Below are 26574 nucleotides of genomic sequence, written 5' to 3' on the forward strand. Positions count from 1 at the left end.
AGTATTTGAAATGATATCCCCGTCAAGGCAGGCTTCGGCCATTGGCAGGGGGTGCAATGGGCGATCTGACACAGAAAATCATCGGCTATGATCTCTGGCATCTTGAGTTGCCCGTGACGTCTCGCCGTGATCATGGCATCGGGTCCGTCGAAGGAATATGCGAAGTCGTCGTCCTAAGGCTGAGATCCGAGGACGGCAATGAAGGATTTGGAGAGGCCTCCCCCTGGTCTGTCTTCACGGGCACCCCAGAGGCCACTTATGCAGCGCTTGATCGCTATTTGCGCCCACTTGTGGTTGGGGCCAGAGTGGGCGACCGTTCAGCGATCATGGCACAGGCAGCTTATGCCGTGGCTCATTGCACCGAGGCGAAAGCTGCATTGGAAACCGCTTTGCTGGATCTTGCGGGCAGAATCAGCAAGGTTCCTGTTTGGTCTCTGCTGGGCGGGAAGTGCCGGGGAACCATTCCACTCAGTTGCTCAATTGCGAACCCGGATTTTGCTCAGGATGTTGAGTTGCTGGCACAATTGCAGGCCGATGGCGTTCGGATTGTAAAGCTCAAGACCGGGTTCAAGGATCACGCCTTCGATATCATGCGATTGGAATATCTCGCACAGAACCACCCGGAATTCAGGGTTCGTGTAGATTACAATCAGGGGCTCAGTATCGAGGACGCACCGGCGCAGGTTCGCGATGTCGCGCAATTTGCCCCGGATTTCATCGAGCAACCCGTCCGCGCCCACCATTTCGGCATGATGGGCAAGTTGCGACAGATGATTGACGTCCCACTTCTGGCTGATGAGAGCGTCTTTGGCCCCGAAGACATGGAGCGGGCAGCGCGTGACGGTATCTGTGACGGGGTTTCAGTGAAAATCATGAAATCCGGTGGCCCGACACGAGGCCAGACTGTGGCCCGTATCGCTGCAGCACATGGTCTGACAGCCTATGGCGGTGATATGTTCGAGGCCGGATTGGCGCATCTGGCGGGCACACATATGATTGCTGCAACACCTGAGATAACGTTGGGCTGCGAGTTCTATCAAGCCTCCTACTTCCTGAAAGAGGACATTCTGGAAAATCCCTTCCAAGTAAGCAGCGGCGAAGTTGTAGTCCCTGACGCACCCGGCCTCGGCAACAGGCCTGATGTAACCAAGCTTGAGCATTATGCAGTGGCCAAGGCGGTGGGGGCATGAGCGAGAAGAAGACCATAGCGATCATCGGCGCTGGGATTGTTGGCGTTTCAGCCGCAATCTGGCTGCAGCGGGATGGTCACGAGGTAATCCTGATCGACAAGGCCGGACCGGGAGAGGGCACCTCGCACGGCAATGGGGGCGTATTGGCGTCATGCTCGATTGTTCCGGTGACTGTTCCAGGGCTGCTCCGGAAGGCGCCCAAAATGCTGCTCAGCCCGTCACAACCGTTGTTTCTGAGATGGGGGTATCTTCCAAAGCTGATTCCTTGGCTAACAAAATATCTGAGTCATGCGAATGCATCAGATGTGGAACGCATCGCGTCAGCTTTGACGCCAATTGTTGGCGATAGCCTGAACGACCACAAAGCGCTGGCTGAGGGCACGGGCGCTGAAAAGTGGATCGTGCCCTCTGACTATCTGTTCCTGTACAACGACCGCGCGCATTTCAAAGATGATGCGTTTGGCTGGGACATTCGGCGCAGGAACGGATTCACATGGGACGAATTGGAAGGCCCTGCCTTTCACGCCTATGATCCGGTCTATAGTGAAGACATTGGATTTGCGGCGAAGCTTTCGGATCATGGCCATATCACGGATCCAGGTCGGTACGTCAACGATCTGGCGGCGTATGTCGAGGCACATGGGGGCACAATCCTACGTGCAGCGGTCGATGACGTTGTTCAGGAAAATGGTCGCGTAACCGGTATACGGGCGGCAGGCGAAACCATCGCGTGTGATACGGCAATTGTAACTGCGGGCGTTTGGTCGGGGCCTTTGGCCAAGCGTTTAGGCATTTCTGTTCCCCTTGAAACCGAACGCGGCTATCATCTTGAATTGGTGGAGCCTTCTGCCATGCCGCGCAGTCCGGTCATGGTGGTTTCCGGCAAATTTGTCGCCACACCGATGGATGGCCGCATTCGTTTGGCTGGCATCGTGGAATTTGGCGGTCTTGATGCGCCACCCTCACGCGCGCCGTTTGAATTGATGCGCAAGAATGCCCGGATGGCCTTCCCGGGTTTGACATGGAAGGAGGAAGTGGAATGGATGGGGCACCGCCCAGCACCAACTGACTCGATCCCGATTATCGGTGAGGCTCCGGGGATTAGCGGTGCGTATATGGGCTTTGGGCACCATCACATTGGCCTGACAGGCGGGCCGAAAACGGGGCGACTTCTGGCCCAGATGATTGCGGGCAGAACACCGAACACTGACATGAGCGTCTACGCGCCCTCGCGTTTCGCAACATAGAAATGACTGGCGAAGAACGCCGGCGTCTCAAAACTCAACAGGGAGAAACATGATGAAAAAACTGACAAGCCTTCTGGCGGTAACCGCTCTGACAGCTACCGCGGCCGCACCTGCAATGGCCGAGAAATGGGATATGCCGATGGCCTATTCGGCATCGAATTTCCATTCGGCCACCGGCGCGGAGTTCGCCAAATGTGTGACCACCGGCACTGGTGGTGAGATTGAGATTGTCACACACCCGTCCGGCTCGCTGTTCAAAGGTGCCGACATCAAGCGTGCGATCCAGACCGGGCAAGCCCCGATTGGTGAGCGTCTGCTGTCTGGGCACCAGAACGAAAACGCGCTGTTCGGCTTTGACTCGATCCCATTCCTGGCAACGTCGTTCGACGACAGCGCCAAGCTGTGGGATGCGGCAAAGCCGTCCATCGAAAAGCTGCTAGCTGAACAGAACCTGACGCTGCTTTACGCCGTGCCTTGGCCGCCTCAAGGGTTGTACTTCAAGGACGAGGTGAACTCGGTCGCGGATATGGAAGGTATCAAGTTCCGCTCTTACAACAACGCCACATCACGTCTGGCTGAGCTGACCGGGATGCTGCCGGTTACCATCGAGGCGGCTGAGATCAGCCAGGCCTTTGCCACTGGCGTGGCGGATTCCATGGTGTCTTCCGGCTCAACCGGGTATGACCGCAAGGTCTGGGAAAGTCTGAACTACTTCTATGAAGTGGATGCCTGGCTGCCGCGCAACTACGTGATGGTCAACTCAGACGTCTGGGCCGGTGTCTCGGATGCGAACAAGAACGTCATCAAAGGCTGTGCGGAACTGGCCGAGTATGCAGGTAACTGGCGTGCCAAGGAATATACCGGCTTTACGCTTCAGGGTCTGCGCGATGGCGGCATGACAGTTGGTCCTGCATCCGAACAGATGACGAATGAGCTGAAAGAAATCGGCGTCACCATGACCAACGAATGGCTTGAGGCCGCCGGAGACGAAGGCAAAGCTATCGTCGACGCGTTCAACTCTCAGTAACCATTCGAATGCGGGCGGCAGTTCATCCTGCCGCCTGCTCCCAATCCACAAAAAGCACAGCGGGGACAGCATGGCGGCAATGCGAGGGCTCAGGTCCGTACTGGATTTCATTTATCTGGCAGCAGGGGTTATGGCGGCGCTCAGCCTGATTGCCATTCTGGTGTTGATTGTTGTGCAAATGCTGGCCCGTTGGACCGGTGAGGTGTTTCCCGGCGCGCCAGACTATGCTGGATATGCGATGGCCGCTGCGTCTTTTCTGGCCTTCGCCAACGCCCTGAACCGAGGCAGCCATATTAGAGTCTCCATTCTCCTGAACGCGGTTCCCGATGGCTTTCGCAGAATTCTGGAAATCTGGTGCTTTGCGATTGGTTCGGCGGTCATGTGGTATTTCTGCTGGTATGCCTATCGCTTTGTGTACTGGAGCTGGAAGTTCAACGATATCAGCCAGGGGCAAGATAAAACCGCCCTTTGGATACCGCAATCTACCATGCTGATCGGAGCGGTCATTCTGGCCATCGCGCTGACCGATCACCTGTTCCATGTCCTGTTCAAGGGTGATCACCGCATCACCCGTGATCTGGCCGATCAGAGCCACGGAGAGTAAGAGCATGGAAAATATATCCGTTATTATCCTCTTCCTCTTTGTCCTTTTCACCTTGCTGGGCACCGGTGTCTGGGTCGGGCTGGCCCTGATGGGCGTCGCCTGGGTCGGGATGGAGTTGTTCACGACGCGCCCCGTAGGCGATGTCATGATCACCACGATCTGGTCGGCGTCCTCTTCCTGGACCCTGACTGCCTTGCCTATGTTCATTTGGATGGGCGAAATCCTCTACCGAACCCGATTGTCCGAAGACATGTTCAAAGGCCTGTCGCCGTGGATGGCACCTTTGCCCGGCGGGCTGGTCCACACGAATATCGTAGGCTGTACAGTGTTTGCTGCGGTCTCGGGTTCTTCGGCGGCGACGCTGACTACGGTTGGCAAGATGTCGATCCCGGAACTGCGAAAGCGCAACTACCCCGAACGCATGGTCATCGGCACGCTGACGGGTGCGGCTACGCTTGGCCTGATGATTCCGCCGTCGCTGACCTTGATCGTGTACGGCGTTACGATCAACGAGTCCATCACCAAGCTGTTCTTTGCAGGCATCCTACCCGGTCTTGTGCTTGCCGCAATGTTCATGGGCTATGTCGCCATCTATTCCAAAGTTGGCAAAGACTGGAACCCCAACGATGAGAGCAAGCTGACCTTTTCCGAAAAGGTTAAGAACTCTCGCTTTCTGTTGCCAGTGATCCTGCTGATCATGGTGGTAATCGGATCGATGTATCTGGGTTATGCTACGGCGACCGAGGCGGCGGCTTTCGGTGTGATTGGCGGACTGCTACTGGCAGCAGGGCAGGGATCGTTGAACTGGAAGACCTTCACTGAAAGTTTGATGGGCGCAACCCGCACCAGTGCGATGATTGCGCTGATCCTAGCGGGTGCTGCGTTCCTGTCATTGTCGATGGGCTTTACCGGCCTGCCGCGCGGACTTGCGGATTTGATCGCGGGCTGGGAACTGACCCGGTTCGAACTGCTCATGGTTCTGCTGGTTTTCTACGTCATTCTGGGCTGCTTCCTTGATGGGATTTCTTCGGTTGTGCTGACTATGGCTGTTGTCGAGCCTATGATCCGGGACGCCGGGATCGATCTGATCTGGTTCGGGATCTTCATCGTGGTCGTTGTCGAGATGGCGCAGATCACACCTCCTATTGGTTTCAACCTGTTCGTGATGCAGGGCATGACTAACCATGAAATGAGCTATATCGCCCGCGCTGCGATCCCGATGTTCCTGATCATGGTGCTGATGGTGTTCGTTCTGATCTGGTTCCCCGAGTTGGCGACGTGGCTGCCCGAAAACCTGCGTCAAAGCCCCGGTGGGTAGACGCCGTTGAACCCGCTTCACTTCGCGGCGCGTCACGGCCCATATGTGTTGGTATCGGGCCTTGCCGCAGGCCTTCTGCTGCCGGGGCTGGCCGCACCGATGCGGCCTCTCTTGCCGCCCTTGGTCATGCTCCTGCTGTTTTTGACGCTGCTGCGAATGCAGCCGGGGGCCATTGTGGGTTCGCTGGTTGACCTGCGAAAAGTTGCGGGAACGATTGCCGCCTTTCAATTGGTTTTGCCGTTGTCTGTCGTTGGGATTGGAATTGCCTGCGGATGGACCGGTTCGCCAGTTTTTTTGGCATTGCTTGTCATGGCTGCAGCCCCATCAATATCCGGCAGCCCCAATATGTGCCTGATGATGGGCTATTCTGCGGAACCGGCGATGCGACTAGTCGTGGTTGGAACGGCTGTTTTGCCACTGACCGCGTTACCGATCTTTTGGCTGATGCCGGAATTGGGTGATCTCAGGGCGGTCCTGATGACCGCGCTTCGGCTTTTTCTTACCATCACAATAGCAATTCTCGCGGCTGTCATATTGCGCCGCACGGTGCTGCGCCAACCTTCAAAGTCTACGCTTTTGAACGTGGAAGGTGCGGCAACGATTACTCTGTCCGTTTTCGTTGTTGGCCTGATGCCATCATTGAGCGCAACCGCACTTGTGGACCCACGTTTCGCGCTGTTCTGGATCGCGTTTGCCTGTCTGATCAACTTTGGGGCTCAGGTTGTCTCATTCCAATTCACACGAACTCGAATGCCCGGTGCCGAGGCTACGGCGGTGTCTCTGATCGCCGGAAACCGGAACATCGCGATATTCTTCGTGGCACTGCCACCTGAAGTGACCGCGCCGATCATGGTGTTCATCGGGGCCTATCAGATACCGATGTATCTGACGCCGCTGATCATGCGCCGACTGTATCAGACGGCTGCCACAACCAGCTGATTTGGGCCAGAGGCATTGGCGGTGCCAGCCCTAACGCTGATCCCCAACCCCGACGCCGACATAGGTTTCAAATCCCGATCCCAGAACCATCGTGGACGAGTAGATATTACGCAAGTCGACCATTCGGGGGGATCTCATAGTCTCTGCCAGCTCGCTCAGGTTCAGGGCGCGGAACTCGTTCCATTCTGTCAGCAAGACAACAACGTCCGCATCTTTGGCCGCGGCGTAGGGATCATCCATCCACTCGACGCCAGGAAGCAGCGCTTCCCCCTCGGCACGGCCTTGCGGATCGACAACGCGGACCTGGGCACCGCCGCCGATCAGGGCGGGAACGATGGTCAGGGAAGGTGCGTCGCGCATATCATCGGTGTTGGGCTTGAAAGTCACACCCAGAACCGCCACGGTCTTGCCATTGAAGCTGTCATCGCAGGCATCCCGGATCTTCTCGATCATCCGCTTCTTGACCTCATCGTTTACACGAATGACGGTTTCGGTGATCTGCATCGGGTGGGCAAAATCCTGTCCGATCCGGGCAAGTGCAGCGGTGTCTTTCGGAAAACACGAGCCGCCATAGCCAGGGCCTGCGTGCAGAAACTTGTTGCCGATCCGCCCATCCAGACCAATGCCGCGCGCCACCTCTTTGACATCGCCGCCTGCCCGCTCGCAAAGACCGGCGATTTCATTGATGAACGTGATTTTGGTCGCCAGGAATGCGTTCGCCGCGTATTTGATCATCTCGGCGCTTTCTAGATCAGTGGTCAGGATCGGAAAGTCACGCAGATAAAGCGGGCGGTAAATCTCGGCCATGACATCCGCCGCTCGTTCGCTTTCGACCCCTACGACAACACGATCCGGGCGCATAAAATCATCAATTGCAGCGCCCTCGCGCAGGAATTCGGGGTTCGATGCGACGTCGAATTCCGCCTTCGGATTTGCCCCCGAGACAACTTCATGAACCTTGCGGTTGGTGCCGACCGGGACAGTCGATTTGGTTACGACAACCGTATAGCCGGTGATGGCATGAGCGATTTCTTCGGCGGCGGCCATCACATAAGTCAGATCAGCGTGCCCGTCCCCGCGTCTCGTAGGTGTGCCCACCGCGATGAACACCGCGTCCGCGCCGTCGACCGCAGCGGCCAGGTCGGTGGTAAAGGTCAGGCGGCCAGCAGCCACGTTCTTGGCCATGAGCACATCAAGGCCCGGCTCGTAAATCGGCACTTCTCCATCCTGAAGCATCTTGATCTTGCGATCGGATTTATCGACGCAAATCACATCATGGCCAAAGTCCGAAAAGCAAACCCCGGACACCAAACCGACATATCCGGTGCCAATCATCGCAATGCGCATTTATCGAATTCCTTCTTTTGGGTTTCGCCAATGGCGCATTTCCTGGTCTCTTTCAACCGCTGAACTAAGAGCTTTTGGGGCTCGATAATTACAACCGCCTAAGCATTGCCGGCTTGCTTTCGACAACAGCTCGGCACTTCTGAGGTGTTGCGGGCGATAGGGCAAAATCATCAGACTGTTTCTTGGCGACCGAATATGCTTGTTGTGGTGAATTGTTCAAGTACTGTTCGTGGCTTGAGTTGAACTGGCTATCTGGTCTCGGCGAAGAACGGCGTGTTGCGATCAAGATTCGTTGCCAGATCGGATTTCCGACGATGTCATTCGTTCGACCGCTGGCGCGCATTCTCAATCCTACATGTAATATCAGGCACTTCTTCGCTTCAGCAGGCGTTGGGCATAGCCAGAATGCGAAGCTTCATATAGTCTCACAATCAGTTTTCGTGGTGTCGAGCGGCGGTGCGAGCAATCTGTTAATTATTTTAAGGCTTCGCGATGGGGGGCATGTTCTCGTTTTTGGGTTCCGGGGAAGGCGTTGGCCTTAAATCTCCACGCCGCATGAGCGCCGGTCGCGGAGCGCGCTGATGGTGCTGCACCCCAACGGCCCGGAAACTGATCTTGGCGCGATGGAGCACCGCCATCTGACTGTCATGATGGTGGATCTTGTCGAGTCCACGGTATTGGCTCAAATGCTTGAGCCCGAAGATTTGCTGTCTACGACATTACGTTATCATAAACTGGTCGAACAAATTGCCGTTGAGTTCGGGGGCAGGGTGCTGCAGATCGTGGGCGACGGTATCCTCGTCGCCTTTGGTTGGCCTGCTGCGTCTGAAAATAATGCCGAGCGCGCTCTACGCGCGGCGCTGCGCATCCATACTGATCTGCCCGCAATGGCGGGTCCGCTCGATCTCAGGTGCCGGATTGGGATCGCATCCGGCGTAGTTCTTGTCGGGGACATCGCGCTTGGGACCAATATTCAGCCGGACGCGATTTTTGGATCGACGCTAAATCTTGCGGCACGTCTTCAGTCGTTGGCGACCCCCGGTGGAACAATGGTTTCTGCGGCAACACGAGCGCTTGGGGCCGAACAAATGGAGTTCGAGCCGCAAGGCGTTCAGAACCTCGCGGGGTTCGACCGGCCTGTTCCAGTTTATCGATTGACCGGTGAAGGCAAGGATCAGGCACGCCGCCATAACCGCACCCCGTTGCTTGGCCGCAAAGCCGAACGCGGACAACTCCGCCGCGCGTGGAAAGATGTGGAAGCCGGAAGAGGGCGGGTGATTCACATATTGGGTGAGGCAGGGATTGGCAAATCGCACCTGATCCGTGATCTGCGTTCGTCGGTCGGGCCGCAGGCATGGGTGACCTATCACTGCAGCCCGTTCCATGTCAGCACACCGTTCTTTCCCTTCATATCACAGGTCGAACGGTGGTGCGGCATCCACAATCAGGACGATATTGCCGCGCGTCGCAACCGGTTGTCAGAACATCTGAGCGATATTCTGGACGACGCGCAACTTCGCACGCTGTATTTCATTCTTGCCCCGGGCCCTGGCGACAGCGGGACGACCAGTGAGGACGAACTGCGCGCGCAGCTGAGTGACATATTCATCCGCGTCTACCAAAAACTCAGCCGAGAAGGGCCGGTGCTTGTCGTGGTTGAGGATATGCAATGGGTCGACCCATCGACCCTTTCGGTGCTGCGCGACGTGGCCGAGCATCTGACATCACTTCCCGTCCTGATGTTGATGGTTTCGCGGATGCCGGCGCCATCAGCGATCAAAGAGAGCATACCGTCTCTTGAGCAATTGTCGCTTCCACCGCTCGATGATGCGACATCGTCAGAACTGGCCAAGGCGGCCTCGGGTGAGCGCCTTGACGACCGCACCACGGCGCAGATTTTGGCGCGCGGCAATGGTGTGCCCCTTTTCATCAAGGAGTGCTCTGCCGCCATCGCTGCGTCGCCTGAACGTATCGTGGACAACATTCCCGCCACGTTGCATGACCTCCTGGCGCAACAGGTGGACGAGGTCGGAGAACTCCGACGTGCCGCGATCGAGGCCGCTGTTATTGGTGGTGCCTTTGGGGCGCCTTTGCTGGCTCAGATCAGTGAACTGACTGAAGACGAGTCCGAAGACGCGATCTTTGGGCTCGCCGCCACGGGTATTTTGCAACATCTGCCCGGCGCGAATGACGACGCCGAAATGATATGGCGGTTCCGCCATGAATTGGTGCGTGAGGCGGCATATCAAAGCCTTGTGCGGGACCGTCGCATTCATTTGCATCGACGCACGGCAGAAGCCCTTGCCGCCCAACCGGAAGCCGCCCGACAGCCTGAACAAATAGCGCGGCACTGGGAACTGGCCGGTGAAACAACGAAGGCGGTGGCCGCCTGGTCGGAGGCCGCGCGGCTGAACCTGAGGCGCCACGCAAATCGCGAAGGGGCTCAGCATGCCCGAAACGGATTGCGGCTGTTGGACGAGTTGCCCGCAGACCAACGCGATAAAGCTGAATTGAACTTGCAATTCCTTCTGGCCGCTGCCGAACGCGTGCATGTCGGTTATGGTGCCGAGCCCGCAATCGATGCCTTTGGGCGCAGTTTTGAACTGGCTGAAAAGCTGGGCGACAGACGTACTCTTGTGCGCGCGGGCAGGGGTCTGTTTACCGCTGCAATGGTCAAAGGTGATTACCAGAACGCCGAGCAATGGGGGCAAGCGATCATCGATGCGTATGACGATCACCACACCCGAATGGTCGGAAACTACATCTGTGGGGCCGCGCTATCCCCGCGCGGTCGGTTTCAGGATGCGGCAGCAGCTCTGGAACAAGCGGCGTCTCATGCGGATGCGCATCGCGCCGAAGCTGGAAACAGCCCCGATATTGCAGCCGTGATACAAATCGAGAGTATGAGCGCGCTGGTTGACAGCTTTCAGGGCAAAACTGAGGCGGCACTCGCCAAAGCCAAGCGGGCAGTTGACGCCGCGATGGCGTCGGGCCAGCCCTTGATCATCGCAAATGCAATGCATTGGTTGACCGAAATCCACATGCAGATGGACCACCCGGATTATGCGCGTATGGCCAAGGCGCTGAGCGCGGCTGTTCAGGACAAGGGCGGCCCTTATTACCAAGCTGTTGCGACGGCCCATCTTGCCGGGGCTGCCATCAGAACCGGCGAGGCCACAGAGGGCGTGGCCATGCTGCAGGCCGCTTGGGGAAGGATGCACGCAACGGGTGCCGAGGCGGCTGGCGTGCTCGTCAACGCCGAGCTCGCACGGGGCTATCTTGCTCTGGGTGAGATTCAGAAAGGGTTGGATGCGGTGGAGGCTGGTCTGACATGTGCAGAAAACACTGACGAGCGGAACTATGAGGCTGAAATCCACCGGATAAAGGCGGCTCTTCTACTGGAACAAGGTAGTCCGTTCGACGCGGCTGAGGCGGCTTTGCGTGAAGCTATAGCCGTGGCAAATGATCAGGGCGCGGCGCTGTATGAATTGCGCGCGCTGAGTGATCTTGCCTGCATCCGGCCAGCCGATACGGAAGTTGCCGCGCGGATTGCTGAGCTGGAAGAGCGCGCGGTCGCGTCTTAGGTCCCGCCGGGACGTCGACCTAAAGTGCAGTCTTCGGGTTGCAGGTCCAAGCCAACAAAACGCGCCACCTGCGAGAATGACGAAGTTTTCTTCAACAACTGAAAACCTTTCTCTGAAAAAGTCTCAGCCGAGTACAAGTTTTTGGACACCATCGGGTTGTTCATAAGCTGCGTGATTGCGTCATACGCCACCATCGATGTCATCAGATCGCCCATGATCACATCGCCCTTGTGCTGTTCCGCAAAGAGACCAGGGAACAACTCGACCCTATTGACGTCGCAATAAAGCCGGCTCAGGTCGGCAATCAATTCGTCCGCATACGGCTGATCACCAACCATCTCAGTAAAGCTTGAATGCGGTTTGCGGCAGAAATGATGACGATAAGTGTTCAGCGACGGAAGACGCGCCTTACGCGTCAGGGCAATTGTAGCTTCGACAGGGGCAGGAGCACCGGGCGCAGGCCTTTGGAACAGGAAATCGGGCGTGTTGCGCAGCGACATGCGGGCCGCAGGTTGGCGCGACAATGATCGGATCATTTCCGCCAAGCCCGTTTGTTCGACCAGTCGTGGATTGAATCTGAACCCCTCCGGGCCAACCTGTGCGCCGTCGATTATGAATCGCTCGGGGATCATCGAATGCCAGCGGTAGAGCAAATTGAACTCAATCGCGATCTGGTTGGAATGATGCCACGGTTGCCAGCGATTGACGCCAACAGGCAGTTTGAATGGCATATTGGCGATGTGGGCGATGTAGTCCTCAAGCACAAGCTTGATCAGCAATGCGATCAAGGTGCAGCGTGTGGTCTGGAACACACGCTCTTTGTCCCAGCCTGATATGCCGCGCTTTTCGCGCCACAACAGATCGGCAAAGGTGTTATGGGCGCGCAACATCAGTGTATTGATCGTGATATAGCCTATCGTACCATTGCCATTATCGAGCCCGGTTGCATGAAAATCGAGCAGTAGCTGGTCGATTGCGTGATCGCTGAGACCCGGATGCGCCCGTTTCACCGCATTCCACAGCTTGCAGGGATCGTGCAACGGCTTTCCGCAATTCTCGCCAGTGGCGAGACTGCCATCAAAAGGGGGTGCTAGCTTAACACCACCGGATTGGTTTTTTTGAAACAGCTTCGGAGCCCACATCTCGCCCTGTGTATCCAGACGAAAGGCCAGCCGGTGCGTTAGTTCATTGGTATCGGGATCGCGTTCGCGCAGCATGTCGGTCTGAAAATCGTTCAGCCCGTAGATTTGGCACAGATCGACTTCGTGGTTCGAATCCGTCTGATCAACCGGTCCTTTCGCCCCAAAGGTGCGAAGGAAACTGTCGGTAAACCATTGTGCGGCCGAGATAAACAATAGTGTCGATCCTTGCGGGCACATCAAGGTAAGCGGGCTGCCATCCATTTGTGTCCGTCGGCGAAAGAGATCAGCAACTTCGCTTTCCGACGGCAGGACGGGTGAGAGGTCTTCTGGCGTCGTATGCCGACCGATCCAGCGATGGGAAAACACGCCGGGCCATGTCGTGTAGTCTGCGCCCATTGTATAGGGCCGCGGTCGGTGGATCTTCGCGGCGTTTGCAAGCCTGATCGCGGCCAAATAACTCGTAACGGGTGGGGAGATCTTGAATCCGAGTTTGATCAGATCATCAACGTCCAGCATCAATACATCTCCGTTTGGTCATCGGTTCGGGAACCGGGCGCGGGCCAGGCTCAGATAGGTTCTGAGCCGGATCGCATTAATCGGTCCTAAAGGTTCGTGATCTGCCGTGACACGCCAGGGCGAGAAGCTCATCGCGTCGCCATTCTGCGGATCAAATTCTGCACCTTTGGGAATCGTGATATCCGCCACGGGCGTGACGGTATGATGGTACGGATCAAGAGGTGCATCTGGTTGCGGATCGCATGCCCACCGGATGCGATTGTCTAGCACATCGAATTCGTCGGCCGGGCGCGGGGGCTCAATCACACACAGCTCGAAGTGATTATCTCCATCGGCCACGTCTTGCCGCAAACACTGCCCGATCCCATCTGGGTCGTCTACCGGATGTGCCGGAACTTTTGGTTTAGCGCTGCGGGCTAGGTATCGGACTGTTAGATCGGGGCCCAGCCGATACGGTGTTGTCGACCAGAAATGGACCTCAAAAGGCGAGTGCATATAGTTCGAGGCGAAATCACTCGCGACGCGAAACTGACGCTTGCCTTCACGAGTGAGGAAGGCTCGAAATCCTGCGCGCAGCCCTTTGGTGATCAACCTAAGGCTCCATTTTCGTCGCCCTTTGATCGCGTGCTGGACCGCTTGTAATGTGGCGACAAGCCTGCCCAATCGCTCATATTCATCGGGGACGTAGCTGGGAAACACATCCTGATCGACCAATACAAAATCGAACTCGTCGCTGAGTTGTGTGGTCCCCAGATGCGCAAGTGCTTCGGCGTCGATCAGCTTGGGGCCAGGCACATCAAAAAGCTTGATCGCCATCCCGTGGGCATCCGATTTCCGGTCATCCAGATGCGCGCCGTTGGAAAAGCGAAGTGCGGCTGAATAGGCTGCGGGCTGTTCAAACAGGCCGTGACGGAACTGTTCTGGTAGATCGTTTCTGACGGTGAATATTGCAGCTACACACCCGTGACTGCGCCCATGCTGAGCCCTTAAGCGATGGCCTTTCCACCGTGCTACGGCCTCGAGATTGTGGTCAATGACATCATCAACAATATCCGGCGGCAATGCGTTTTGCGAAACATGTGTCAAAGAACCGTCTCCTTGGATAAACCCAGGCAATGATCAAACAGGGGTAAGGTGCTGACAAAGCTAAACCTCTAAATTTGTTCAGCTTACCTCAGATTGTCTAATTTCCAAACACACCAACTATGGACAACCGTGGCCAGACAAATTCGGCGCGCAGCCCAAGCTATTCGGTTGGTGCTTCGGACACGTGGTTGGCGGCGCTCGATCCTCGACCAGAGTTGGGTGCCTTCGACTTTATCATTGACGTGTCCGGTGTTCTCGGGCACTCAATCGATTGATGGTTCCCGGTGGCGTTGCCGCGGGATGAAAAGGGAATACGGTGAGGCTTGCCAAAAGGTGCCAATTCCGTAACTGCCCCCGCAACTGTAAGCGGTGAGCAAGGCCAAACAGCCACTGGTCCACAGGATCGGGAAGGTTGGCCGAGCGCGGACCCGCAAGTCAGGAGACCTGCCATCAGATGTTTAACCAACCCGGGGCGGGGCGTCCTGGAAGGAGGCTTTGATGGCGCGTCAATCGCGTGTTTACATTGTCGGCAGCTTCCGCATGCGCTTGGAAACAAGTGGAGTGGACCATGCCAGATACGCCTGATCATTTCATTCTAGTCTGCGAAAGCTGCGCTGAAGGGCTGCCCCTTGATGAAATTTGCGATGCGTTGACTGGGAAATTACCTCGCAGTTTTGCGATCCGCGCGTCGTCTTGCATGGCAGGCTGCGATAGTCCCAGAACGGTTGGGTTCCAGGCCGTAGGAAAGGCGCAATACCTTTTTGGTGGCATTCAGACCGCGGATGAGGTGCAGGCGCTGGCTGAGTTTGCAGCGCAGTATCGTGAAAGCCCGGATGGCTGGACAAATGCCACTGATCGCCCGCAGGCGTTGTCCAATAAAACCCTCTCGCGCATGCCGCGGATCGAACAGGGGGCATCGCAATGACGTTGCCACCCTTTCTGATTGCCGAAAACCTTGAGTATTATGCCCTTAACGGAGATGTCCTGTTGCAGGGCGTCTCGTTCGAGTTGGACGAGGGTTCCATTCTAGCCATCGCCGGCCCGAACGGGGCGGGGAAAACGACGCTTCTCAATCTGTTGTGCGGCGCTGAGCCGCTGGCACTTGGCGATGTTCGGATCAAAGGACGCAGTCTGAAACAGCTCACGGCCAAAGAGCGTGCGCGCATGATTGCAGTGGTAGGTCAGCAGGAACTGCCCGATGGACGCTTGGCGTTACGCGATTATGTTGCGCTGGGGCAAATACCCATCCGTGCGGACCGCTCTGCCGAAGGCCACGCGCAAGAGCTGGACCGGATTTTAGACCTGACCGGTCTCGCCAATCTCGCGGACAAGCGCATGGCCCAACTGTCCGGAGGCGAACGTCAGCGTGCCCATATCGCTCGTGCTTTGGCGCAGAACCCTTCGTTGCTGTTTCTGGACGAACCGACCAACCATCTGGATCCTGATGCAAAAGGGCGGATGCTGTCTTTGGTCGCCGAGCTTGGGATCACCGTGGTCATGATCGTACACGATCTTGTCATGATCCCCGAATTCGCCACACACGTGGCGCTGATGAAATCGACCCGCATGATCGAGTTTGGGTCGGTGGACAAGGTGCTGACACCCGAAAGAGTCCGCGAAACTTTTGGCGTTGATTTCCTCTGCTTTCTCCACGAAGGCCGCGTGATCCCGGCGCTTGATATTCGAAGAACTACAGTCTCAACTTAGTCGAAGGAACACACTGATATGAAATACATCTGGCCCGTGGCGTTGGCCACCGCCATGGCAAGCGGTGCTGCTGCGCAAGAAGTCACCGTAGACAACTGCGGCGAACCGCTGGTTTTTAATACCGCGCCCGAGCGCCTGGTTGTGCATGACATGAACATGACCGATATGGCCTTTGCATTGGGTCTGCAGGACAAGATCGTCGGCCTGACCGGCATCACCGGCTGGTACAAGACCAGCCCTGATTTTGATGCCCTGCGTGGCGACATCCCCGAGCTTGCGCCAAAATATCCGACCGTCGAAAATTTGGTGGCGGTTGAACCCGACCTGTTCTTTGCCGGTTGGTACTATGGCATGAAGCCGGGTGGTGATGTGACCCCAGATACATTGGAACCGTTCGGAATCAAGACCATGGTTCTAACCGAAAGCTGCGTCCATCTGGACAAGGATCGCCCCGAAGCCAGCATGGATCTTCTATTTGGCGATGTGTTGCGCTTGGGCAAGGTGATGCAAGTCGAAGACAAGGCCGAGGCTTTGGTCTCGGGCTGGAAAGAGCAGCTGGCAGCGATCGAAGCCAAGACTGCTGAACTGCCCAGGCCCCGCGTCTTTCTTCTGGATGGTCCTGCAGATGCTCCGTTTACCGCCGGTAAATTCGCGATTCCCGATGCGATGATCGCAGCCGCCGGTGGTGAAAACGTCACTCATGACATGGACACGAGCTGGGGCCGCACTTCGTGGGAGGCCGTTGCCGCATCGAACCCGGAATTCCTGGTTTTGTTGGATTATCAGACCGGCAATGGCGCCGAGGACACCTTCAAGTTCCTGCAGGAACATCCCGTCATGTCCCAGACTGACGCCGTCAAGAACGAACGCTGGATCGGATTGCGCTACGAAGAGCTGACGCCGGGACCGGCAAATATCGAAGCGATCTCGAAGATGGCGCGCGCGATGCATCCGGGTCAGAGCTGATATGGGCCGATTGGGCCTGACATTGTTGCTGGGGGCGGTCGTTCTGGCCGCCCTTTTGCTGATTTCCACAATCTACGGCACAACCTCGATACCTTTGTCCGAGACCTTCACCGCGATCTTGCGCGGTACCGGGTTGCAGGACGGAGAGATGTCGCCGCTGCATAGGATCGTATTCGACCTTCGATTGCCCCGCGCGTTGTTTGCAGCCGTGATCGGTGCCGGGCTGGGCATCGTTGGCGTGGTGCTGCAAACGACCACACGTAATGACCTTGCCGATCCATTTCTGTTCGGCCTGTCCTCGGGTGCGGCAGCGGGGGCGGTGTTTGTAATTACCGTGACCGGAGATATTCTGGGTTTCTGGACTCTGCCTCTGGCTGCCTTTTGCGGCGGTCTTGTGGCGTCGGGCATCGTGCTGGCGCTGGTTCATGGGCTTCGCACCAGCGCACCGGAAAAGCTGATCCTTGCGGGTCTGGCTGTGTCATTTTTGTTTTCGGCCATCACCAACTATCTGATCTTCGCCGGTGATAGCCGCGCCGCCCATTCTGTCATCTTCTGGATGCTGGGGGGGCTGGGCCTGGCCCGTTGGGAGACGTTCCCGCTGGTGTGCATCGGTCTGCTGCTGATCCTGAGCTATTCGCTTTATCGCAGCCGTTGGTTGGATGCGCTGCTGACCGGGGATTTGACTGCCGCAACTCTGGGTGTGCCGGTTCGGGGTCTGCGGTTCAGCATGTTTTTCACCGCAGCTTTGGCAACGGCCGTGTTTGTTTCCGTAGCCGGAGTGATTGGTTTTGTCGGTCTGATGGTGCCGCATATTGCGCGCGGGATCGCAGGTCCCCTGCACAAAAACCTTCTACCTACCGCCGCTATGGTTGGTGCTGCCTTGTTGACCGGCTCTGACATTCTCAGCAGGCTTCTGCTGGCTCCGCAGGAATTGCCGGTGGGGATCGTCACAACTTCAATCGGATCGGTGTTTGTGTTCTTGCTTTTATTCAGGACTGCGAGAAATCAACGGTAAGGCCCTCGATCTTCGCTCCCAAGATATTTCGTCCTGATCAGGTCTGAGCCGAGTTTAAACCTTTCCGTCAGCCGCTTGGCCGAGCCACTTGAACACAAGCTTGGCGCGGTCGGATGAGGTGTTGTGTAGTTTCACGTAGAAATCCAGTTGCGATGAGATGGTTTGCGGCAACAGTCTGACCAGTTTTCCGGATGCGGTCAGCTCCGAGGTCAGTCCCTCCCATCCCAGCACTGCGCCCATATCGTCCTGAGCGGCCTGAAGCGCAATCGTGTAATTGTTGACCCGATGCGCGGAATTCAGCGGGCCTTCATAGCCCAGTTTACGGGTCCAGGCCCGCCAATCGGTCCAACCGGTATCTGGTGCATCAAGATGGATGAGCGGCACTTTGGCGATCTCGCCGACATGCTCGATTGGGTTCTGTTTCGCAAACCGAGGGCTGCATAAGGCCATGATGTTGTCGTGAAACAAGGTCTTGATAATCCCTGAATCCCGGCGTGTATCACCGTAGTGAATGCTTAGATCACATTTTGAGGTATCGACCCCGAGATCGGTCACAACTTGTGTCACAGAAACATGGCCATGCGTTTTCCAAAACTGGGCAAGCCGTGGTGTAAGCCAAAGCGAGCTGACCGCCGTAGAGGAACGGATCGTCACGCCTTTGTGGTCATACTGTCGGCGCAACTGCCCAAGGGCCTCGCTGATCCCTTCAAGGCCACGTTGAAGGGCGACCAGCAAATAGGCTCCGCTTTCGGTAAGTTCGACGCCGCGATGATGGCGCAGAAACAGCGCGCATTGCAGCTCGTTCTCAAGCGCTTTGACCTGATGGCTGATCGCTGCGGGCGTAACATTCAGCTCTTCAGCAGCAGTTTTGAAACTCACATGCCGCGCTGCGGTTTCAAAGCTGATCAGAGAGCTTAGGGGCGGAAGATCATATGGGCGGTTGGGCAAGATGTTTTGACCTGTGACAAGTTGAAAACCCGATAATAAGAACGCAATCAGCAGCGATTTGGCTTAGTTCATCTTATGCAGAGTGAATCTTTTTGCAATTGCCCGCCAGCAGTTCAATGTGAAAATTCGCCACAACCGTTTGAGACATGATCTAGGGATGTGCCAAGGGTCCTCAAGCCCCTTGGACATCATATCGATCTTTCCTCATGCAATTCGATCCCCGGTTGGTCGTGCACAATTTGAAGGAGTTGCAGTATGCAGTCACATGCAAAAGTCGTGGTTGTCGGTGGCGGATGCGTCGGGGCGTCAATTCTATATGGGCTGACCGAACATGGATGCTCTGATGCCGTTATGCTGGAGCGCACCACACTGACCTCGGGTTCGACGTGGCATGCGGCTGGTTTGCTAGTGACCTTTGTGCGGTCGCACAACGTGTCGAAGATGACGATGGAAACCATCCGCATCTACACCGAGGTGGAAGAGAAGATGGGCAGTTCGGTCGGACTGCGTAAGGTAGGACAGCTGCGGGTCGCCAATACCGAAAAGCGCTGGGATGAGTTCCAGTCCTATATCTCGATTGCCGAAGCTGCGGGCGTGCCCTGCCAACTGCTGACGCCGGAGGAGATTGCCGAGATTCATCCCTTGCTGAACCAAAGTCCAGATATTCGGGTTGGTATTCTGCACACGGAAGACGGCTATGTGAATCCCGCCGACATTACCATGGCATTGGCCAAGCTTGCGCGGGATGCCGGCGCCAAGGTATACCAGAACACCGAAGCGCAGGCTTATGAGAAGCTGGACAATGGCCACTGGAAAGTGACCACCAATCAGGGTGAGATCACCTGCGAGCATCTGATCTTTGCCACCGGAAACTACGCCCGCGAAAATGCGCGCCGCGTGGGGCTGGACCTGCCATGTATCCCTATCGTTCACCAGTATTGGACGACCGAGACGGTGCCGCTGTTGAAAGAGCGCCGGGCGCAAGGCTTGCCCGAATTCCCAATCCTGCGGGATGAGGACTACGGCGCTTATCTGCGCGAAGATGTGGGCGGGATCCAGTTCGGGCCGTATGAATTCACCAAAGACCTCAAACTGTTTGCCGAGGATCGTGTCCCGCCCGAGTTCGGAGCCGATCTGTTGCCCGAGGATTTTGATGCCGTGGAAACCCAATGGGAACGCGCCATCGAACGGGTGCCAACCTTGGGTGAGGTTGGGATCAAGGCCAACACCCGTGGCCCGTTCCAGATGACCCCGGACGAGCTGCCTCTGGCCGGACCCGCACCGGGGCATGAGAACCTTTGGCTGGCCGAAGGCATGCCAGGTGGCATACTCTGGGGCGGCACCGTTGGTAACCGTTTGGCCAAATGGATCGTCGATGGCGATCCGGGCATGGATATGTCGGAGCTCGACCCGCGTCGATTCTCGGACTACGCCTCAAAACGTTGGACCATGGATAAGGTGCGCGAGACATGGGGCACCCATATGGATGCGCATGTTCCGGGTGAGGACTTCCCGGATGCGCGCCCGATGAAGACCATGGGGTCATATGATCTTTTGACTGCTCAGGGCGCGGTTTGGACCAGCTTTAACGGCTACGAATTTCCTCGCTGGTTTGCCAAATCGCCCGAAGAGGCGATCCCCGAACACAGTTTCCGCCGCACCAACCATATGGAACGTGTTCAGGAAGAGGTGCGCACCACCCGTGAAGAGGCTGGCTTCATCGAAATGTCGCCGATGACCAAGTTCACAGTGCGTGGACCGGGTGCAGCCAAATGGCTGGATAGCCTGATGGCCAACAAGCTGCCCAAGGTGGGCCGCATGACCTTGTCGCTGATGTTGAACGATAAGGGCGGCATGGATGCGGAGTACACAATCGTGCGCTATGCCGACGACGATTTCTACCTGATATCGACGCCGAACTGGCGAGCCTACAATTGGGATCAGTTACAGCGCGTGCTGCCAGGTGATGGCTCGGTGGTGATCGAGGATATCTCAGAACAGCTGGGCGTGATCGCACTGGCTGGGCCCAAGGCACGGGACATCCTGCAACCATTGACCGATAATGATTTGTCGAACGAAGCATTCCCATGGCTGTCGGCACAGATGGGCGAGGTGGGCTATGCCAAAGGTGTGCACTTGTTGCGCGTCTCCTACACCGGTGAGTTGGGATGGGAACTGCACCACCCGGTCGGGTACAATCGCCACCTCGTTGATTTGCTGCTGAAATCGGGTGTGAAACCTTTCGGGCTTGAAGCGTTGGAGTCGATGCGGCTTGAGAAATCCTATCGCGCAATCAACCGCGAAATCTGCAAAGACCTGACCCCATATGAGGCCGATTTGGGCCGTTTCGTTGCAATGACCGAGAAGATCGGCGGGCAGGTGGCCGAACGTGATTTCATCGGCAAAGCCGCGTTGCAACAGCAGCAGGAGCAGGGTGGATACAACACACTGGTCACACTGAAGCTGCCGTTCTGCGACACCTCGGTGATGTTTGACGAAGGCGTCTATGCCGATGGCAAGCTGATCGGACGCGTCACTTCGGGCGGGTTCTCGTATTACTGCAACCACGACATTGCGATGGCGCTGGTTCCACACGAGATGACGGCACCCGGCACCAAAATGCAGGTGCTCATCCACAATGAAATGCGCGAGGCCGAAGTGATCGATACCTGCGCCGTTGATCCCACCAGCGCCCGCGCGCGCGCCTGATCCGGAGGATTTGAGATGGCAGAAGTCAAAGCACGCTCGGGCCGTGGCGGTGGACGTGCCGCGCGGGTCAAGGCTCGCACCAACCCGCCCCCAGTCTACTTGTCGACGCTGAACCGCAAAGTTGGCCCGATTGATCTGCTTGGTCCTGAAGGCGTTGAGAAAATCCACAACGCGGCCATGACTATACTTGAAACCACAGGGATTGAGTTCCGCGATCCGGTGGCCTTAGCGGATTGGAAGAAGTACGGTGCGGATGTTCAGGGTGAGCGGGTGCGCATCGGACGCGAGATGCTTATGGACCTGATCTCGGCCGTTCCCTCGGAATGGGGCTATGCCGCGCGCAACCCGGAACGCTCGCTGCGGGTGGGCAATCGGCATTCGGTCTTTGCCAATGCGTATGGCGCGCCGTTTGTCTATGGTCTGGATGGTGTGCGCCGCCCTTCGATGCTGGAGGATGCGCATAACTTCTTCAAACTCAGTCAGATGAGTCAGTCGATGATGGTACCGGGTATTTTGCCGGTCGAGCCGCAGGACGTACCCGTCCCGCAACGCCACCTGGAGCTGGTTCATGCCGCACTGACGCTGACCGACAAACCGATCAAGGGTTCAGTTCTATCCGAACAGGCAGCGTTGGACTCGGTAGAGATGACTCGCATCGTGTTTGGTGAGGAATTTGTTGACAACAATGTGGTGATGGCAGCCCTGCTGAACTGCAACACACCGTTGGTCTGGGATGAGACCATGTTGCAGAGCCTGCGCGTCTATGCCGCCGCCAACCAGCCCTGCCTGCTGTCGCCCTTTGTTCTTGCAGGGGCGAGCACACCTGCAAGCCCGCAGGGTGGTGTCGCGCTGCTGATTGCAGAATCTCTGGCCGGTATGGCCTACAGCCAGATCATCCGGCGCGGAGCCCCGATGGTGCTGGGGGTAGCAATCATGGGCGTTTCGATGAAGACAGGTGCACCGATGATGGGTTCACCCGAACCAGGGCTGATGAACCTTCTGGTGGGTCAGATGGCTCGGTTTTATGGTGTGCCATGGCGGACCTGTACCATGTGGACCGGATCGAAATCCCCGGATATGCAGGCTGCGTTCGACACCGCAAACACCATGTGGCCGGTGCTGCTGGGTGGCGCAAACTACATCGTACACTCAGCAGGCTTCCTTGAAGGCGCGCTTGGGGTCAGCTACTCAAAATGGGTGCAGGACGCGTTGCAGTTGGAAAACTTCCACCGTTTCTTCAGCGGCCTGCAAGAGGAAAATCTGGACACGTTGCTGGGCGACATTGACAAAATCGGACCGGGTGGGCACTTCCTTGGTACTGACCACACGCGCGAAAACCCAATGCATATGAACCACTTGCAAAACAATGACAGTTTTGAACAGTGGGAAGCGGAAGGTGCTAAAACCGCAGAAACCGTTGGCACGGAAGAGGCGCAGCGTATGCTGAACACCTACGTCCAGCCACCAATGCCGGACGATCAGCGCGGGGCGTTGGATGAGTTCGTCGCTAAGAAGCGGGTGGAATACAGCGCCTAAACAGATCTGCAAGCGGGCACTTATGTGCCCGTTTCCTCAACCAACGACAGGATTAGGCACATGGCCGATAACTCGACGATCGCTCTCTCACTCGACGAAGTAGAGGAATTGGCAAAATCTGTCCTTGTGGCTGCAGGCATGGATGAACATGGCAGCACGGTTCTGGCCGGGCTTGTGCGGATGAGCGAGCGCGACGGCCCGCGTAGCCATGGGTTAAGGATGTTACCTGTTTATGCGCAGAGCTTTTCTTCGGGATATGCCAATCCCGAGGCCGACCCGAGTGTCGAACGGATCGCACCGGGGGTTCTGCGCGGAGATGGTGACAATGGCTATTACCAGATCGTGGCCGCCAAAGCTCGAAACGAGCTTATTGAAATGGCGCGCGCGAATGGTATTGCCGCGTTTACTTGTGCCAATTGCCACCATCTGGGGGCACTACGTTTCGATACAGGTCCGCTGGCGGACGCTGGGCTGGTCGCGCTAGGTGTTGTGAACTCGCTCTCGATGGTGGTGCCGCAAGGCGGCACCCGCCCTGTTTTTGGCACCAATCCGATGTCCTTTGCTTGCCCGCGACCGGGTCGTGCGCCGGTTGTTTGGGATCAGGCCTCGTCAATGGTTGCGCTGATGGACATCCGGATGGCCGCGGCTGAAGGGCACGAATTGCCGCGCCCTGCGGGGCTTGACCCGAACGGTCAGCCAACCAGCGATCCCAACGCGATTTTGGAGACCCGCAGTCTGTTGCCGTTTGGCGAGCACAAAGGCGCGGCGATCGCCTTCCTGATCGAAGTTCTTGGCGCGGCACTGGCCGGTGGAACATTGTCCGTGGACAATGCCAACCGCGAAGCGCACGGTGCCTTGAATATCAAGGGCGGCTCAACGTTGATCGCGATTGATCCGGCGCGTTTCGGGAATGCCGCATTTGAAGGCTATGTCCAACGCATCTGCGCTGAGATTGAAGGTAACGGGGATGCCCGCGTTCCCGGAGATGGCCGCTTGAAGAACCGTGCTGCCGCCGAAGCGGATGGTGTTCGCGTCACAGCGGACTTGATGAAGCAACTTCGCGAACTTCTGTAGGGATCCCAGTAATGGCACGGGTGGTTGTAATTGGCGGCGGCATCGTCGGAATATCCTGTGCGCTGACATTGCAGTCGCAGGGCCACGAGGTCACCGTCGTAGAACCGGGTCCGGTTGGTGAGGGCGCGAGTTGGGCTTCCTGCGGGTGTATCGCAGTGGGTGAGATCGTGCCGTTGTCGCAGCCGGGGATGCTGATGAAAGTACCGGGCTGGTTGCTGGATGCCGAGGCCCCGTTGACACTGCGCCCGGCCTCAGCGGTGAAATTGCTGCCGTGGTTTGCACGGTTTACGGCCAATGCGCGTCGCTCGAAAATGCGCGCAATCGCCTCCGATCTGGCAAGACTTACGTTTGCTGCAACAGCGGATTTCAAGGCTCAGCTTTTAGATGTAGGCCATCCTGAGCTTTTGGTCGAACGGCCGGTAATCAAGTTGTTTGACGACGACAATGACCTTGCGACCATGCGCCCAGCTTTTGAGTTGGCGCGTGAGTTGGGCTGCACGATTGATCAAGTTACAGGTCAGGAAGCGCATGAAATCGATCCTGCAATAGCATCTGATTTCAAACATGCAGCTTTGCTTAGAGACTGGAGTTTTGTGACGGACCCTAAGGTATTGGTTGAAACGCTGACGCAGAGTTTTAGCAGCCGCGGCGGGGCAGTCGTGGCAGGAAGAGCAATCGGTTTTACGCAGGACGGACAACATGTGAAAAGCGTGAAGCTGAGCGATGGGCGATCGATCAGCGCAGATGATTTCGTCATCGCTGCGGGAACGCCGTCTAGAATCTTGGCCAAGACGCTGGGCGTTCAACTGAGGATGGAAGGGGTGATCGGATATTCGACTGCGTTGAAAGATAGCGGGGTCGAGCTCCGCCATACGGTGTTTTATGCCAAAGGCGGGTTTGGCATTACACCGTATCAGCAGGCGCTGGCAGTGGCCGGTACCGCAGAATTTGCCGACCTGAACGCGCAGCCGAATTGGAACCGAGCCGATGTGCTGGTCAGGCGTGCATTCCGCGTATTACCGGGTTTGAAGACCGATAATGCGGAACGCCGGATGGGTCGCCGCCCGTTTACACCGGACACACGTCCGATCATTGGCCGCAGCAGGCGACTGGCTAACGTCGCCTTTGCGACGGGTCACGGACAGCTTGGCCTGACACTAGGCGCGACGACGGCGCGTATAATCGCAGATGTAATTGCTGGCAGATCACCGGACATCGATATAGAAGCCTTTAGCCCAGATCGGTTCTCGTCCTGAGCCAAAGCCCGCCCAGCTCTTTTTGAGCCACATGGGACGTCATCAGCAACGCGATCATCCAGCCAGTCACCACGGCACCTGCGGTGCCGAACCAGACACCAATTTCGTTAAAGCCGAGCAGGCCGACGAAAATCCAGACAAAAAAGGCGACGCCAAATCCTTGACGATATAGGCTGATCCACACGGTCCAGATCGGTCGCTTCAAGGCTTGCAATAGCGAGTTGATGGAAAAAAGCATCATGTAGATCGGGAGGATCAGACTATCGACACGTAGATAGCTAAGTCCGACGCGGATCACATCGGGATCGTCGGTGAAAAAGCCCATCATAAGGCGGCCAAAAATCCACAATATGGGGGCTGCGATGGCGGTCATGATGAACCCGACTTTCCAGCAATAAAACAGTGCCTCGCGTACCCTTTCATAGTCGCGGGCACCGAAATTCTGGGACGCGATGGGCAGCAGTGCCCCCGTGACCCCCAGCACCGGCAAAAGCAAAATCTGCTCAAGCCGAATGGCAATGCCAAAGCCAGCGATTGCGTGCTCTCCAAAGATCTTCAGGGCAAACTGCATGACGAAACCTGACAGCAGCATCACGAAGAAAGATGTCGCTGTGGGAAGTACCTGAACCGAGATCTCCTTGAACTTCTGTAGGCGCGGAATGAAGTTTCGGGGGCGCATGCGCCTCATCCTGCGGCGTCTGAGGACCTGACGGATCAGAAACACCATCACACCGGTCTGGCTGATCACCGTCGATACTGCGAGGCCATCAAATCCGATGCCCGGGATCACGCCCGGAATGCCGTAGATCAAGAGGGGGTTCAGACCGATATTGGCAAAAAACGCCACCATGAGGGCGCGTTGCATCGATACCGCGTCACCATGTGCCTGAAGAATGCCATTGCAACCGAAGGCCAGTAGAAATCCGGGCAAGGCCAATAGGAGCCAGTGGAAATAACGTAAACCTGCATCGCGATAAGGTCCCGGTTCCGAAACCAGATTTATCAGCGCAGGGCCGTACCAGAGACCAGCCGCCGCCAGAACACAGGCTGCAATGAAGCCATAGATCATTCCCTGTGCCGCAAACCGCCGCGCTGCGCGAGTGTCTCCAGCGCCTAATGCGTTGCCGACCAGCGCGCTCATCGCGGCACCCAACCCGACCCCGACCGAAATGGCAATGAAAAAGGCCTGAAACCCTAGTGCCAATCCAGCCTGCGCGCTGGTCGAGAGAAGGCCGGCGAAGAACATGTCGACAACGTTGTAGAGAGTGTTGAACAACATCCCGATTGCGCCCGGGATCGCCAGGGTTCGGAAATGGGTCGAGATTGGCCCGCGCGTCAGATCAATTTCAGTTGGGATGGCCAT

Annotated in this window: 21 protein-coding genes and 1 riboswitch; of the genes, 16 read left to right on the forward strand and 5 right to left on the reverse strand. The window is 57.0% G+C overall.

The window, feature by feature from the left end; translation table 11 throughout:
• Positions 1-56 precede the first annotated feature (56 nt).
• From AC2TEM_RS05145 to AC2TEM_RS05170, 6 genes are all read left to right on the forward strand, one after another.
• The gene (locus tag AC2TEM_RS05145; RefSeq protein ID WP_170422537.1) at positions 57-1190 is read left to right on the forward strand and encodes an enolase C-terminal domain-like protein; all 1134 of its coding nucleotides are present in this window, start codon (positions 57-59) and stop codon (positions 1188-1190) included.
• Positions 1187-2437: an NAD(P)/FAD-dependent oxidoreductase gene (locus AC2TEM_RS05150; RefSeq protein WP_170422539.1), complete on the forward strand. Its 1251-nt coding sequence runs from the start codon at positions 1187-1189 to the stop codon at positions 2435-2437. The genes AC2TEM_RS05145 and AC2TEM_RS05150 overlap by 4 nt, the downstream gene beginning before the upstream one ends.
• A 52-nt stretch (positions 2438-2489) precedes the next feature.
• The gene (locus tag AC2TEM_RS05155) at positions 2490-3464 is read left to right on the forward strand and encodes a TRAP transporter substrate-binding protein (protein ID WP_170422541.1); all 975 of its coding nucleotides are present in this window, start codon (positions 2490-2492) and stop codon (positions 3462-3464) included.
• Positions 3465-3534: 70 nt separating this feature from the next.
• Positions 3535-4068: a TRAP transporter small permease subunit gene (locus tag AC2TEM_RS05160; RefSeq protein WP_170393801.1), complete on the forward strand. Its 534-nt coding sequence runs from the start codon at positions 3535-3537 to the stop codon at positions 4066-4068.
• A gap of 4 nt (positions 4069-4072) precedes the next feature.
• Positions 4073-5386, forward strand: a complete 1314-nt coding sequence (locus tag AC2TEM_RS05165; RefSeq protein ID WP_170393803.1) for a TRAP transporter large permease subunit — start codon at positions 4073-4075, stop codon at positions 5384-5386.
• A gap of 6 nt (positions 5387-5392) precedes the next feature.
• Entirely contained in the window at positions 5393-6325 is a 933-nt protein-coding gene (locus AC2TEM_RS05170; protein ID WP_170422543.1) for a hypothetical protein, read from the forward strand.
• Between the two features lie 30 nt (positions 6326-6355).
• Here AC2TEM_RS05170 and AC2TEM_RS05175 read toward each other — a convergent pair whose 3' ends face one another.
• Positions 6356-7672: a UDP-glucose dehydrogenase family protein gene (locus tag AC2TEM_RS05175; protein WP_170422545.1), complete on the reverse strand. Its 1317-nt coding sequence runs from the start codon at positions 7670-7672 to the stop codon at positions 6356-6358.
• A gap of 581 nt (positions 7673-8253) precedes the next feature.
• Here AC2TEM_RS05175 and AC2TEM_RS05180 point away from each other — a divergent pair.
• On the forward strand, positions 8254-11256 hold the full coding sequence (locus AC2TEM_RS05180; protein ID WP_170422547.1) for an AAA family ATPase: 3003 nt from the start codon (positions 8254-8256) through the stop codon (positions 11254-11256).
• Here AC2TEM_RS05180 and AC2TEM_RS05185 read toward each other — a convergent pair.
• Entirely contained in the window at positions 11253-12914 is a 1662-nt protein-coding gene (locus tag AC2TEM_RS05185) for a peroxidase family protein (RefSeq protein WP_170422549.1), read from the reverse strand. The genes AC2TEM_RS05180 and AC2TEM_RS05185 overlap by 4 nt on opposite strands.
• Positions 12915-12932: 18 nt before the next feature.
• Positions 12933-14000 carry a catalase family protein gene (locus AC2TEM_RS05190; RefSeq protein ID WP_170422551.1) on the reverse strand — a complete coding sequence of 356 codons (1068 nt, stop codon included), beginning with the start codon at positions 13998-14000 and terminating at the stop codon, positions 12933-12935.
• 119 nt (positions 14001-14119) lie between these two features.
• On the opposite strand from AC2TEM_RS05190, the gene AC2TEM_RS05195 reads away from it, so the two are divergent.
• From AC2TEM_RS05195 to AC2TEM_RS05215, 5 genes are all read left to right on the forward strand, one after another.
• A complete protein-coding gene (locus AC2TEM_RS05195; RefSeq protein ID WP_170422553.1) occupies positions 14120-14275 on the forward strand; it encodes a hypothetical protein in 156 nt (51 codons plus the stop codon).
• Positions 14259-14466, forward strand: a riboswitch (cobalamin riboswitch). It overlaps the preceding gene by 17 nt.
• A 102-nt stretch (positions 14467-14568) precedes the next feature.
• Positions 14569-14925, forward strand: a complete 357-nt coding sequence (locus AC2TEM_RS05200) for a DUF1636 domain-containing protein (protein ID WP_170422555.1) — start codon at positions 14569-14571, stop codon at positions 14923-14925.
• Positions 14922-15707: an ABC transporter ATP-binding protein gene (locus AC2TEM_RS05205; RefSeq protein ID WP_170393818.1), complete on the forward strand. Its 786-nt coding sequence runs from the start codon at positions 14922-14924 to the stop codon at positions 15705-15707. Before AC2TEM_RS05200 ends, AC2TEM_RS05205 begins: the two co-directional genes overlap by 4 nt.
• An 18-nt stretch (positions 15708-15725) precedes the next feature.
• Complete coding sequence (locus AC2TEM_RS05210; RefSeq protein ID WP_170422557.1) at positions 15726-16673, forward strand: ABC transporter substrate-binding protein; 948 nt, start codon at positions 15726-15728, stop codon at positions 16671-16673.
• Between the two features lies 1 nt (position 16674).
• Entirely contained in the window at positions 16675-17688 is a 1014-nt protein-coding gene (locus AC2TEM_RS05215) for an iron ABC transporter permease (RefSeq protein WP_170422559.1), read from the forward strand.
• A gap of 54 nt (positions 17689-17742) precedes the next feature.
• Here AC2TEM_RS05215 and AC2TEM_RS05220 read toward each other — a convergent pair whose 3' ends face one another.
• On the reverse strand, positions 17743-18636 hold the full coding sequence (locus tag AC2TEM_RS05220; protein ID WP_170422562.1) for a LysR substrate-binding domain-containing protein: 894 nt from the start codon (positions 18634-18636) through the stop codon (positions 17743-17745).
• 255 nt (positions 18637-18891) lie between these two features.
• Between AC2TEM_RS05220 and AC2TEM_RS05225 the strand changes: the two genes are divergently transcribed.
• From AC2TEM_RS05225 to AC2TEM_RS05240, 4 genes are read left to right on the forward strand one after another with little or no spacing between them, the layout of a single operon-like run.
• Entirely contained in the window at positions 18892-21345 is a 2454-nt protein-coding gene (locus AC2TEM_RS05225) for a GcvT family protein (RefSeq protein ID WP_480856022.1), read from the forward strand.
• Between the two features lie 15 nt (positions 21346-21360).
• Positions 21361-22881, forward strand: a complete 1521-nt coding sequence (locus tag AC2TEM_RS05230; RefSeq protein WP_170393827.1) for a trimethylamine methyltransferase family protein — start codon at positions 21361-21363, stop codon at positions 22879-22881.
• A gap of 60 nt (positions 22882-22941) precedes the next feature.
• Positions 22942-23955: an Ldh family oxidoreductase gene (locus AC2TEM_RS05235; RefSeq protein WP_170422566.1), complete on the forward strand. Its 1014-nt coding sequence runs from the start codon at positions 22942-22944 to the stop codon at positions 23953-23955.
• An 11-nt stretch (positions 23956-23966) separates the two neighbouring features.
• Positions 23967-25211: an FAD-dependent oxidoreductase gene (locus AC2TEM_RS05240; RefSeq protein WP_170422568.1), complete on the forward strand. Its 1245-nt coding sequence runs from the start codon at positions 23967-23969 to the stop codon at positions 25209-25211.
• On the opposite strand, the gene AC2TEM_RS05245 is transcribed toward AC2TEM_RS05240, so the two are convergent.
• Positions 25186-26574 (reverse strand): MATE family efflux transporter, encoded by a 1389-nt coding sequence (locus AC2TEM_RS05245; RefSeq protein ID WP_170422570.1) that lies wholly within the window; start codon positions 26572-26574, stop codon positions 25186-25188. The genes AC2TEM_RS05240 and AC2TEM_RS05245 overlap by 26 nt on opposite strands.

The sequence above is a fragment of the Ruegeria sp. HKCCD3925 genome (assembly GCF_057221175.1).

Excerpts from the sequence above, each read along its gene's own strand:
- AC2TEM_RS05165 (WP_170393803.1), top strand. The coding sequence starts at position 4,073 with ATGGAAAATATATCCGTTATTATCCTCTTCCTCTTTGTCCTTTTCACC.
- AC2TEM_RS05145 (WP_170422537.1), top strand. The coding sequence starts at position 57 with ATGGGCGATCTGACACAGAAAATCATCGGCTATGATCTCTGGCATCTT.
- AC2TEM_RS05225 (WP_480856022.1), top strand. The coding sequence starts at position 18,892 with ATGCAGTCACATGCAAAAGTCGTGGTTGTCGGTGGCGGATGCGTCGGG.
- AC2TEM_RS05215 (WP_170422559.1), top strand. The coding sequence starts at position 16,675 with ATGGGCCGATTGGGCCTGACATTGTTGCTGGGGGCGGTCGTTCTGGCC.
- AC2TEM_RS05205 (WP_170393818.1), top strand. The coding sequence starts at position 14,922 with ATGACGTTGCCACCCTTTCTGATTGCCGAAAACCTTGAGTATTATGCC.
- AC2TEM_RS05230 (WP_170393827.1), top strand. The coding sequence starts at position 21,361 with ATGGCAGAAGTCAAAGCACGCTCGGGCCGTGGCGGTGGACGTGCCGCG.
- AC2TEM_RS05195 (WP_170422553.1), top strand. The coding sequence starts at position 14,120 with ATGGACAACCGTGGCCAGACAAATTCGGCGCGCAGCCCAAGCTATTCG.
- AC2TEM_RS05175 (WP_170422545.1), bottom strand. The coding sequence starts at position 7,672 with ATGCGCATTGCGATGATTGGCACCGGATATGTCGGTTTGGTGTCCGGG.
- AC2TEM_RS05180 (WP_170422547.1), top strand. The coding sequence starts at position 8,254 with ATGGTGCTGCACCCCAACGGCCCGGAAACTGATCTTGGCGCGATGGAG.
- AC2TEM_RS05245 (WP_170422570.1), bottom strand. The coding sequence starts at position 26,574 with ATGGCCATCCCAACTGAAATTGATCTGACGCGCGGGCCAATCTCGACC.
- AC2TEM_RS05155 (WP_170422541.1), top strand. The coding sequence starts at position 2,490 with ATGAAAAAACTGACAAGCCTTCTGGCGGTAACCGCTCTGACAGCTACC.
- AC2TEM_RS05210 (WP_170422557.1), top strand. The coding sequence starts at position 15,726 with ATGAAATACATCTGGCCCGTGGCGTTGGCCACCGCCATGGCAAGCGGT.
- AC2TEM_RS05200 (WP_170422555.1), top strand. The coding sequence starts at position 14,569 with ATGCCAGATACGCCTGATCATTTCATTCTAGTCTGCGAAAGCTGCGCT.
- AC2TEM_RS05160 (WP_170393801.1), top strand. The coding sequence starts at position 3,535 with ATGGCGGCAATGCGAGGGCTCAGGTCCGTACTGGATTTCATTTATCTG.
- AC2TEM_RS05150 (WP_170422539.1), top strand. The coding sequence starts at position 1,187 with ATGAGCGAGAAGAAGACCATAGCGATCATCGGCGCTGGGATTGTTGGC.
- AC2TEM_RS05240 (WP_170422568.1), top strand. The coding sequence starts at position 23,967 with ATGGCACGGGTGGTTGTAATTGGCGGCGGCATCGTCGGAATATCCTGT.
- AC2TEM_RS05235 (WP_170422566.1), top strand. The coding sequence starts at position 22,942 with ATGGCCGATAACTCGACGATCGCTCTCTCACTCGACGAAGTAGAGGAA.
- AC2TEM_RS05185 (WP_170422549.1), bottom strand. The coding sequence starts at position 12,914 with ATGCTGGACGTTGATGATCTGATCAAACTCGGATTCAAGATCTCCCCA.